We start from the raw sequence: 11,271 nt of genomic DNA, 5'->3' as shown, positions 1-11,271 counted from the left end.
ACCATGATCGGCTTCGAAAGCCCCGGACCCGGCAACACCGAGGCGGCCCTCGACGCCCTCGAGGCCGCCCTCGACCGCACCGGCGTCACCCAGGTGGTGGTGGCCTCGACCCGGGGCGGGACGGGCCTCGCCGCCGCCCGGCGCCTGGCGGCGCGGGGCCTCCGCCTCGTGGTGGTGACCCACAACGTGGGCTTCAAGGAACCCGGCGCGGTGGAGATGCCGGCGGAGACCCGCCGGGAGCTGGAGGAGCTGGGGGCCCGCGTGCATACCGGGACCATGCCCTTGCGCAGCATCGGCACCGCCATCCGCGAGCGCCAGGGCTACAGCCAGCAGGACCTCGTGGCCAACACCCTCCGGATCTTCGGCCAGGGGATCAAGGTCTGCGTGGAGATCGCCCTCATGGCCGCCGACTCGGGGCTCGTCACCCCGGACGACCTCCTGGCCGTGGCCGGAACGGGCCGGGGCGCGGACACCGTGGTCCTCCTCAAGCCCGCCTCCTCCAACCGCCTCTTCGACCTCAAGGTCCGGGAGATCGTCGCCAAGCCCCTGGACTTCTGAACGGCGGCCGCCGCGCCATCATCGCGAGACTGGCGCAGCGCCCCCGGACCCGTTAAGGTAGCTGGCTGGCGCCCGTGAAGCCCAGGGCCGCCGCCCCCATCGCCATGGCCAAGGACCACGTCAAGATCGTCGCCCGGAACCGAAAGGCCCGCTTCGCCTACCACATCGAGGACACCCTCGAGGCGGGGCTGGTCCTCCTCGGCCCCGAGGTGAAGTCCCTCCGCGAGGGCCGGGCCAATCTCGCCGACGGCTACGTGGTCTTCAAGCGGGGCGAGGCCTGGCTGCAAAACGTCCACATCTCCCCCTACCCCTTCGCCGCCCACCACCAGCACCTCGACCCGCTCCGGCCCCGGAAACTCCTCCTCCACCGCCGGGAGATCGACCGCCTGGCGGGCAAGGTCCAGGAACGGGGCCTCTCCCTCGTCCCGCTGAGCCTCTACTTCCGGGACGGCAAGGCCAAGGTGGAACTGGGGCTCGCGAGGGGGAAAAAGCGCTACGACAAGCGCGAGACCCTCAAGCGGCGGACGGAGGAGCGGGAGATCCGCCGGAGATACAAGATCCGCTGACCGCCCGCCGATTGACAGCGCCCCGGGGAGACCTTAAAGTAGCTTCGTACCGAAACTTCCGTAGTCTCCCATGGGGGCGATCCGGCTTCGACGGGGGTATGGAAGCGCAGGTGGCGTGCCGAGGCCCTGTCACCTCGTTAAAAGGCAGGACAAACACAAACGCCGACTCTGACTACGAGTTCGCACTGGCCGCCTAAGGCGGCCACGCCCCATCCGGCCGGGCCTGCAAGGCCGGACGGGGCGACACCTCAGCAGGCTAGCCTTTCACGGGCGCCCGCCCCCTGAAAGGCGAAATCTCAGTGGGCTAGCCCCTCCAGACCCCGCCGGGGTGGGCCGGGGAGGGCGAACATCGATACGCCGGCTACGCACGTAGAAGCCTGTGTGGAATGCCTTCGGACCCGGGTTCGATTCCCGGCGCCTCCACCATTTAGAAAAGACAAACCCGTCTCTCCAGAGTGATTCTCCGGGGCGATGGGTTTTTTCTTTCTCCCCTTCGCCGAAGGCGGCCCGCGCATGAGCCGGCCCCCTTCGAAGCGCCGGGCGGGCGCCGCGCCCCGGACCGAGCGCGCCTTCCGCCACCGGCTCGTGGCCGCGTGCACCTCGGCGATGACCGACGCGGCCTCCCCGCGTGGGGAGGAGGCCCTTGCGGCGCAGCTCAGGATTCGGATCCCTCCTCGCCCCACGGCCAGGGCCCGAGGAAACGGCCTGGGGAGGAACGTGCGGGGACGGTCGCCGTCTGCCCGGGGAACTTTTTACGGCGCGGCCGTCACCGAGAGCTTCTGCAAGATATCGGCGTACCTTGCGGCCACGACCCCCCAGTCGAACCGCGTCGCCAGCTCCCGCCGGGTGCGGGCGGCGATCCGGCCCCAGCCCCGCCGGTCCTCCAGCAGGGAGACGAGTCTCGCGGCCAGGGCCTCCGGGTCCTTTTCCGGGACGAGGAAACCCGTCTCGCCTTCCCGGATGATGTCACCGATGCCGCCGACATCGCTGCCCACGAGGATACAGCCGCTCAACCCGGCCTCGACGAAGGTCAGGCCGAAGCCTTCGGTGTCGCCGCCCCGGGCCCGGATGGAGGGGCCGACGAAGATGTCGGCCGCGGCATAGAAGGGGGGCAACTCGGGATTCGGCAGGGGACCGGCGAAGATCACCCTGTCCGCCAACCCCAAGGAAGCGCTCAGCTCCTTCAGCGCCTGCTCCTCCTCGCCACCGCCGACGATCAGGAGCCGGACATCGGGAAAACGGTCCAGGACGGCGGGCATCGCCTGGAGCAGATACCGAACCCCCTTCTTCTCGCTCAACCGGCCGACGAACAGGAGCAACGGCCCCCGGATGCCGAACCGTTCCCGGACCCCCCCGCCGCCGCTCCCGTCGAAGCGGGCGGCGCTGACCCCCATGGGGACCACCGCCGGCGACGCCGCCGGCCACAATTCGGTCACCGCCGCTCCCGCGGCGCGGCTGACGGCGGTCACCGCGGCCGCGCGACGCACGGCCATCCGCTTGGCGGCCATGGCCGGCCGCATCCGCAGCCCGAAGACATCCCCCCCGTGGACGGTGACGAGGACGGGGACCTCGAGCAGCCGCGACACCCAGGCGGCGACCCATCCCTGCGGGATGAGCCAGTGGGCGTGGATCGCGGCCGGCCTCAGTCTCCGGACCAGCCTGTACAGGGCCAGGAATTCCCCCGCGACGAAGAAGGGAACGAGCACGGCGTAGAGGGGATTTTTCCGGAGGGTGGGCAGGATGCCGGTGGCCCCGGCCAGCCGCTCGAGGGGGCCCAGAAAGTAACGGAAACGGTGCACGTGCATCCCGTCCATCACCTCCTCGGCCTTCGCGCCGGGGTAGCGGGGTGCGATGACATGCACCTCGAACGCGGAGGTCAGCCGCTTCGACAACTCATGGACGAACGGCGGATCCGTGTCACCCCGCCACCTCGGAAAGGTGGATGTGAGGACGACCAATCTCTTCATGCCCGTTTCCCGGATGGTGCCGCACGAATCCGGGGCCTTGGGGCCCCATGCCCCCCGGAGGGCCCGGCTCCGGGCGGGACGCGCACCCCCGGCACTGTGACGCCTGCGGTCCGGGCCGCCGTTTCCGCCCGCCCCCGCTCGGCGGAACGCCCCGCGCGGCGGTCCCCGCTCACCACCCCATCCGCCGGCGAATGACCTGCGCCTTCTCCCGCAGGTCGAGCCCGGAGACCCAGGCCCGCCACTTCTCGACCTCCAGCGCGGCGTAGTTGTTGAGCCCCTCCAGCCGCCGCGGCCACATGGACGGCACGGCGAGCCTCCGGAGCGTCCGCCCCTCTCCTGCCGGCGCCGCGCCGTTCTCCGCCTGTTCCCGGGCGCCGGAAACCAGGAAGTGGAGGCGGTTCAAGACGTTCACCTCGCTCGTCCCCGCGTCCATGTCGAGGGAGAGGAGCTGCAGGTGGGGATAGAGCTCCTTCAGCTTCCGCTCCATGCCACGCCCGGTGATGTGGTTGGAGATGCAGCCGAAGGGCTGGAGGCAGACGATGTTGCCCACCCCCTCGCGGAGCATGGCGATGATCTCCGCCGTCAGCAGCCACCCCTCGCCGAACTGGTTGGCCAGGCTGACCACCTCGGCGGTGACCTCGGACAGCTCCCGGAGGTTGTGGGGCCTCCGGTAGAAGCGGAAGCCGCACATGACCCGGTCGATCTGCCCCAGGTGGTACTTCGTGTAGATTTCGAGCAGGAGGTGCCGGATCCGGTCGACGAGGGATCGCTTGAAGAAGGCCCTCTGGTCGTAGGTCTCGTTGATGAACCGCTGCGCGAAGAAACTCTGGAGGGCCGGCAGGATCACCTCCACCCCCTGGGCGGAAAGCCAGTCGATGAGGTCGTTGTTGGAAAAGAAGTTGTACTTGACGAAGATCTCCCCCACGATCCCGATCCTGGGCACCGGCCCGTCGCAGGTCTCCACCCGGTTGAAGTGGGCCACCGCCTCCCGGAGCACCTCGAGGAGGGCGGGGTAGTCGGCGCGCTCGATGGCGGGCTCCATGGCGGCGAGATACCTGGCATGGAGCTTTCGGGCCGTCCCGGGGGTCTTCTCCCTCACCACCACGGAGAGATACATCCGGGTCAGCGGGTCGGCGAAGACCAGGCCCAGGGCGAGCCGCTTGACCAGGCCCTTGAAGTCGATGTCCAGGCCGGCCTCGGGATCGATCCCCTCGGCGAGGACGGGGATCACCGAAACCCGTTCCAGGCCGAAGGCCGCCAGGCCCTTCCGCACCAACGAGACGTAGGACGAGGCGCGGCACTGGCCGCCCGTCTGGGTGAGGACCACCGCCGTCCGCTCCGGGTCGTACCGGCCGGACCGGAAGGCCTTCAGGATGTCCCCGGCCACCAGGACGGCCGGGTAGCAGATGTCGTTGTTGACCATCTTGAGGCCCAGCTCCACGGTCTCCCGGTCTTGCGGCGGCAGGACGTCCAGCCGCCAGCCGAGGGGCCGGAAGGCCGCGGGCAGCAGCGGGGAGTAGAAGGGGGAGAAATACGGGGTGATGAGGACCTTTCGGCCGGCCCGGGACGGAACAGGCCGGAGACGCCGCGGCGCGGGGGGCGGCGGGGATTGCCTCCGCCCGTCTTCCCGGGGGGCCGCCTCGAGCATCGAACGGAGCCGGATCCGGACCGCCCCGAGGTTGGCGATCTCGTCCATCTTGACGACGGTGTGGATCTTGCCGCTGCGCCGGAGGATGTCGCGGACCTCGTCGGCGGTCACGGCGTCGGGCCCGCAACCGAAGGAGGTCAACTGCACCATCCGGGTGCCGGCGTGGCGGGCCACCCACATGGCCGCCGCGTAGAGCCGGTTGGCATAGGTCCACTGGGTCAGGACGTTGACCCCCTCCAGGGAGACCTGGCCGCTGGCCGCCAGGACGGCGTTCTCGCTGACCACGTCCACCCCGAGGCCGGCCAGAAGCCCCGGCACACCGTGGTTGACCAGGGGATCGACGTGGTACGGGCGCCCGGCCAGGACCACCAGCGTCCGGCCCTCCCGTTCCGCCTCGTCGATGAGTTCCCGGGCACGGGCCCCGAGCTGCTCCCGGTAGGCCCGTTGGGCCGCCAGGCCCCGCTTCACGCCCAGGGACACCGTCCGGTAGTCCACGCCGAAGGGCATGAAGAAGAGGTAGAGCTGGTCGCGTAAAAGCCCCGGGTCCTTGAAGCTGACGGCCGGGTTGTCCAGCGGGATCCCGAAGCGCTTCTCCGGGTCCACGGCGCTCCTGATGAGATCGGGGTAGCCGGTCACCACCGGACAATTGAAGCTGTTGTCGGCCCCCTCGAACTCCTTCTGCTCGTAGACCACGGTGGGGTAGAAGATCCGGTCCACGCCGCGGGCGGCCAGGTCGAAGACGTGCCCGTGGGCCAGCTTGGCCGGAAAACAGATGTTCTCCGACATGACCGTGGCCGCGCCCTTCTCGTAGAGCCTCAGGCTGGAGGGCGAGGAGAGCACCACCCGGAAACCGCAGGTGGTGAGGAAGGCATTCCAGAACGGGAAGTTCTCATACATGTTGAGACAGCGGGGAATGCCGTAGGTGAGGCGGGGCTCGCCTTCCGGCTCCGTGCAGCGGTCGAAGAGAAACCGGAGCTGCTCGTCCACCAGGTTGGTCCCCTTCCGCTTCCGGTCCGGGTCGTTGCTGAAGTGCCGCTCGCACCGGTTGCCGGTGTAGAACCGGTTGGCGTTGCCGAAGCGGAGCTCCAGGACCCGGCACCGGTTCTCGCACCCCCGGCACCGGAGCTCCCGCCGGGTGTAGGCGGCCTGGGCCTCGATCCCCTCGAAGACGTCCAGCGGCGCGGCCTGGGCGCGGCCGGACCGGTACCGGTCGAGGGCGAGCAGCGCCGCGCCGTAGGCCCCCATCAACTCCGACACGTCGGGGCGGACCACCTCCGCGTCCAGCAGGAGTTCCGCCGCCCGCAGCACCGCGGGGTTCCGGAAGGTCCCCCCCTGGACCACGATCTTCTTCCCGAGTTGCGCGGGGTCCTTGAGCTTCAGCACCTTGAACAGGGCGTTCTTCACCACCGAGTAGGCCAGGCCCGCCGAGATGTCGGCGACCGAGGCCCCCTCCCGAAGGGCCTGCTTGACCTTCGAGTTCATGAAGACCGTGCACCGGGTGCCCAGGTCGAAGGGGGCACACCGGCCGCAGGCTATCTCGGCGAATTCCTGAACGCTGAACCCCAGGGAGTTGGCGAAGGTCTCGATGAAGGACCCGCACCCCGACGAGCAGGCCTCGTTGACCTGGAGGTCGGCCACGGCGCCGTCGGCGATGGTGATGGCCTTCATGTCCTGGCCGCCGATGTCGAGGATGAAGGAGACGTCCGGGGCGAAGTGCCGGGCCGCCCGGAGGTGGGCCAGGGTCTCCACCACGCCGTCATGGAGGCCGAAGGCCGAGCGGACGAGGCCCTCCCCGTAGCCGGTGGCGGCGGCCCGGAGGACCCGCGGGCGCCAGCCGGCCGCATCGAAGGCCTCCCGGGCCGCCCGGAGGCCCTGCTTCACCGCCCGGAGGGGGTCGCCGTTGTTGGGGCCGTAGTGGCCGAAGACCAGGCGCCCCGAGCCGTCGACCACCGCGATCTTGGTGGTGGTGGAGCCGGAATCGATCCCCAGGAAGAGGTCCTGGCCCGCCACCTGCGCCGGGTCGACCCGGGGAACCCGTGCCCGGTCGTGCCGCGCCTGCCATCGATCGAACTCCGCGCGGCCGGTGAAGAGCGGCGGCAGCCGGCCGGCACGCCCCCCGGCGGCGCCGGGGCCGCGGCCACGGGGCACGGCCAGGAGGGCGGAGATCCGCGCCCGGAAGGGATCGCCGTTCCGGATCATGGCGGCCCCCATGGCCGGGATCAACTCCGACCGTTCCGGGAGGAGGAAGGCCGAGGGATCGTCGATCTCCAGCACCTCGGCGAAGGCCCGGCCAAGGCGCGGGATGAAGGTCAGGGGCCCGCCGCCGAGGAGGATCTTCCGCTCCACCTCCCGGCCGCGGCACAGGGTGGTGACCACCTGGAGGGCCACCGCGTGGAATACGGAGGCCGCGACGTCCTCCTTCGAGGCGTGGCGGCTCAGGAGGGCCTGGACGTCGGTCTTGGCGAAGACCCCGCACCGGGAGGCGATGGGGTAGATCTTGCGGGCGCCTTCGGCCAGGCGGTTCAAGTCGGCGACGTCCACGTCGAGGAGGACCGCCATCTGGTCGATGAAGGCGCCGGTCCCCCCGGCGCAGCTGCTGTTCATCCGGATGTCGGGACGGCCGCCGGTGTCGAAGAAGATGATCTTCGAGTCCTCGCCGCCGATCTCGATGAAGGTCTTGGCCTCCGGGTGGAAGCGCCCCACGTAGTGGGCCGAGGCCACCACCTCCTGGACGAAGGGAAGCCCGAAGACCTCGGCCACGCCCATGCCCGCCGACCCGGTCACCGCCAGGTCGAGTTCCACGTCGCCGAGCTCGCGGGCGGCCTCCCGGAAGATCTCCCGGGTGGTCTCCACCGTCTGGCCCTGGTGCCGCCGGTAACGGGCGAAGGCCACCTCCCCCTCCGCGTCGAGGAGCACCACCTTGGCCGTGGTGGAGCCGATATCGATCCCGGCGTAATAGGGCTGTCCGTTCCCTCGATTCATGTCCGGGTCTCCCGCGGTTCCGCCCCCGGGGCCCCGCGGCGGCGGGCACCGGCGGGACTCAGGTAGTCGCGGAAGGAACAATAGGTATCCACCAGCGAGACGACAAGCGACTCGAGGTGGCGGGGCGGCGCCAGGGTCAGCGGCCACATGTGCTTGAGGATGATGTCCGCCTCCTTCGGGGAGAGCCGGGTGACCCGGCGGGCGTTGGCCAGGGCGATCCGGTGATGCCGGAGACCGTGGAGCCGCGGGCCCTCCCGCAGCCAGTCGTAGAAGAAGAGGTCGTGGAGGAGCGCCCCCCGGACGATGGCCTCGGTGTCCAGGCGGAGGCGCCGGCCCCAGAGAAAGCTCAGCCAGGCGACCTCCCGGACGTGATCCAGGCGGGTCTTGCCGCGGTGATGGGGATAACGGGCCAAGGCCGCCACCTCCGGGATCGCAAGCACCGGGCCGGCCGCCGCCCGGAACGCCTCGGCCGCCGCCTCGGCCTCCTCCGCCCCCCCCCGCAGGAAGGCACGCCCGGCCACCGCCAGGAAATCCGCCAACATGACGGCCAGCCCCACGCCGGCCGAAAGGCCCTTGGCCCCCTGGGGGAGCCCCGCGAGCCAGACCCGGTACGGCGGCAACAGCAGGAACTCGAAGGCGAAGGCCAGGATCAGCCAATAGAGGGAAAACAGGGGACAGACGAGGCCCTTGAAATGGAGGGGCTGGTCCGAGTAATCCCACAGGCGGACGTGGAAGAACCGCTCCGCGACGAGCCCGGAGACCAGCTCGAGCCCCGTGGTGAGGACGAGGTAGACCAGGGCCCGCAGGGCCAGCCCCGCCCCCGCCGCCTCGAGCCGGGACGCCGCCGCCATGAGCACCAGGGCGCCCGCCCCGTAGAGCACGAGGTACGGCCCCCGGAGCAGCCCGGGGTTCACGAACCGCCGGGCCCCGGCGGAACGGTAGGCGACCTCCAGCAGCCAGCCGAGGAGCGAGAAGAAGACGAAGGAAAAGGCCAGGTCGCAGAGGTTCATACCCGATTCCACTTCCTCCAGCGCGGGCGCCGGGCCGGGGGCCGCCCGCTCAGAACCGCCACTCCAGGTCGATGGTCCCCAGGCGCTCGTGTCCTTCCGATGCCTTGGCCTGGCCGGTGTCCACGTCGTCGGTGGTGAGGAAGATGCCGAGGTGGAGCCCCCAGTCCCGGCGCTCGTAGTGGAGGCCGGCGATCAGCATGCCCACCAGCGGCCGCTTGTCCACGCCGGGCCCGGGCCGCAGCAGGGTGCCGTCGAGGAAGAGGTTCCGGGCGAAGGCCGTGCCCCGCAGCACCAGCGAGGCGTAGAGGGCCGCCCGCTCCGGCCTCGGCGGTTCGAGGAGCGCCACGTAGTGCATGCTGAGCCCGATGGGGTCGGGCACGTAGACGAAGCCGCCGGGCATGTTCCGCCCGAGGCGCAGCTCCAGCGCCACGCTGGCCTGGGTGAAGAGGTTACCCAGGCCCACGTTGCCGTCCACGGCGGCGTCGGCCGACCAGCCCTCCGGCCGCCCCCCGTGCCACACCTTCCGCTTGCGCATGTAGTTGAGGTTGAGGAGCGGCTCGGTCTCGATCTGGTTGTTCCAGCCCTTGGGGTCCTTGTCGCCCAGGAGGTGGTGCGTGGCCTTCTGGACCTCCTCGCCCAGGGCCGGCGGCCCCGAGACCCCGGCCGTGACCTCGAAACCCCGGAACTCCTCGTCGTCGTAGGCATACCAGGTGGCCTGCAAGGTGAGGGCCGCGGCATAGGGCACGTCGTCCCGGATGAGATCCCGCCGAGAGACGTCGTCCGGGGTCTGGATGATCTGGCCCACGGCGATCCCCGACCGCCGGAGGAGCCCCTCGCCCCCCAGCGTGGGGATCGCGCCGCCCAGGCGGCCGAGGGAGCCATGGCCGCCGCCCACGTCCGCCCAGCGGCGGGCGGCGGCGGTGTGGTGCTGGATGGACCACCCGCTGGAGATCTGGTTGTCCTTCTCGAGGAAGACGTCGTTGTCGAACTCGAGGCGCCATGTCGCCCCTTCCACCCCCGCGGGACCCGCCCGGGCCGGACGGGGCGCCCCCGCGAGGACCGAGAGCACCACGAGGCCCAGGACGGCCGCGGCCCGCCCGGCGAAACGCCTCGGTGCGAAAGGTCTCGGCATGACGATCGTTTCTTCCCTCGGGCCGCGCGCGGCCCCGAAGCGCCACCGGGCCGCGCGCGGCCGGGTGTCCGCCCCGGACAGGCTAGCCGAAACCGGCCGGGGCGTCCACCCCGGCGGCGAGGCAAAGACGGCCGGCCCAGGGACCCCGGGACCGGCCGTCTTTGCTGAAGCTACCCCGGCCTCCCCCTAAGGCCTCGTTACGAGGCCCGAGGTTCGGCCGGGCCGGCCCGGCGGGCCGGTTCAATCCAGCGGGCCGTAGGAAACCACCCGGCCGTTCAAGGGCTGGGTGGGCCGGTTGGTGTCGTAGCGTTCCCCGGTCTCCGGGTCGCGGTAGAGCTCCCGGTAGGCCTCGATCTGCGCCACGGACATCTGGATGGGCCGCTCGAAGACGAACCACGAGACGATCTCGTCACAACCGGGGGTGGTGAGAGAGCCCGGGTAGGCGAAGACCGCGCTCTTTCGGGGAAGGAGCTTGTCGAAGTCCACGGGCACCCGGGCGGTCAGCATCTCCCCCTCGCCCGCCTCGTGATGAACGGCCTCGGGAAGATCGTCAAAGATGTCGCGGAGGGCCTTGTTCTCTCGACCCTTCCGGATGAAGACCCCGATCACCGAGAGCTTTCCGCCCGGCTGCCCCGCCAGGTAGGCATCGTTGGCGTGCACCAGGTGCATCTCCATGTCGAAGTGCCGGCCGTCCACGGTGTGCTCGCTCAGGGTGTGGAAGTGGAACTGCACCAGCCGGTAGCGCTCCCAGGTCCCGTCGGCGCCCTCCACCTCTATATATCGGTCATCCGGATAGGCGGTCACCGCGTGACCGTTGTTGAGGACCGAGACCGTGTCCGGCTTGTAGTGGATGCGGAGCCCCACGTGGTCCACCGGCTGGACCTCGGCGGTCACGATGTCGATGGGCGACTGCCGGCTCCCGTCGCATGCCGGGGCCACGTGGCCCCACTCGTCGGGCGGGTAGACCCCCGTCTGCCCCTCGTAGCCCCACTCACCGGCCCACACGGCCGCCGGCAGCCAGAACACGGCCGCCAAGGTCACTGCCAAGAATCTCCGTAGGTTCATCTCCATCCTCCCTCACGTGATGTCGTCGGGGTCCACGCCGGCCTCTGCCGACCCGGCACACGGCGCACGGGGGACCCCTCACCCCCGGCGCCCGCGCCGGGCCTGTACCATTTCTCGGGAAAGGTGTCCGCCGGAGCGGAAGCGCCGTCAGCGCCCGGCGGCCTCGTCCCGGGACGCCCGGGGCTCCCCCGGCCCCGCCGCCCGGTCCGCCTCGGCCGGCTGTGCTTCGGCCGCTTCCAACATCCGGTCCGCCACGGTGGAACACCCGCCGCCGATCTCGTCCGCCCCGATCATCTCCAGGCCGATCTCCAGGTCTCTCTCTTCCATGGACCGCCTCCGCATG

General features: G+C 70.6%; 8 protein-coding genes and 1 other RNA gene. 3 read left to right on the top strand and 6 right to left on the bottom strand.

Annotated features, from left to right (window positions below; translation table 11 throughout):
* Positions 1–3 precede the first annotated feature (3 nt).
* From HCU62_RS07165 to ssrA, 3 genes are all read left to right on the top strand, one after another.
* Complete coding sequence (locus HCU62_RS07165) at positions 4–558, top strand: hypothetical protein (RefSeq protein WP_163298050.1); 555 nt, start codon at positions 4–6, stop codon at positions 556–558.
* Positions 559–662: 104 nt separating this feature from the next.
* Complete coding sequence (gene smpB / locus HCU62_RS07160) at positions 663–1,124, top strand: SsrA-binding protein SmpB (protein WP_163298054.1); 462 nt, start codon at positions 663–665, stop codon at positions 1,122–1,124.
* A 72-nt stretch (positions 1,125–1,196) separates the two neighbouring features.
* Positions 1,197–1,550, top strand: a transfer-messenger RNA (tmRNA) gene (ssrA, locus tag HCU62_RS07155).
* Between the two features lie 326 nt (positions 1,551–1,876).
* On the opposite strand, the gene HCU62_RS07150 is transcribed toward ssrA, so the two are convergent.
* From HCU62_RS07150 to HCU62_RS07125, 6 genes are all read right to left on the bottom strand, one after another.
* Positions 1,877–3,091, bottom strand: coding sequence for a glycosyltransferase (locus HCU62_RS07150; RefSeq protein WP_163298049.1), 1,215 nt, complete (start codon positions 3,089–3,091; stop codon positions 1,877–1,879).
* Between the two features lie 169 nt (positions 3,092–3,260).
* A complete protein-coding gene (locus HCU62_RS07145) occupies positions 3,261–7,721 on the bottom strand; it encodes an acyl-CoA dehydratase activase (protein WP_163298048.1) in 4,461 nt (1,486 codons plus the stop codon).
* Complete coding sequence (locus tag HCU62_RS07140; protein ID WP_163298047.1) at positions 7,718–8,731, bottom strand: putative ABC transporter permease; 1,014 nt, start codon at positions 8,729–8,731, stop codon at positions 7,718–7,720. The genes HCU62_RS07145 and HCU62_RS07140 overlap by 4 nt, the downstream gene beginning before the upstream one ends.
* A gap of 49 nt (positions 8,732–8,780) precedes the next feature.
* Positions 8,781–9,863, bottom strand: a complete 1,083-nt coding sequence (locus HCU62_RS07135; RefSeq protein WP_163298046.1) for a lipid A deacylase LpxR family protein — start codon at positions 9,861–9,863, stop codon at positions 8,781–8,783.
* 240 nt (positions 9,864–10,103) lie between these two features.
* Positions 10,104–10,928: a carbonic anhydrase gene (locus HCU62_RS07130; RefSeq protein ID WP_163298045.1), complete on the bottom strand. Its 825-nt coding sequence runs from the start codon at positions 10,926–10,928 to the stop codon at positions 10,104–10,106.
* Positions 10,929–11,075: 147 nt separating this feature from the next.
* Positions 11,076–11,255, bottom strand: coding sequence for a hypothetical protein (locus HCU62_RS07125; RefSeq protein WP_163298044.1), 180 nt, complete (start codon positions 11,253–11,255; stop codon positions 11,076–11,078).
* Between the last annotated feature and the right edge of the window lie 16 nt (positions 11,256–11,271).

The sequence above is a fragment of the Dissulfurirhabdus thermomarina genome, assembly GCF_012979235.1.
Classification (GTDB): Bacteria; Desulfobacterota; Dissulfuribacteria; order Dissulfuribacterales; family Dissulfurirhabdaceae; genus Dissulfurirhabdus; species Dissulfurirhabdus thermomarina.
This window is presented reverse-complemented; position numbering and strand designations above follow the sequence as displayed.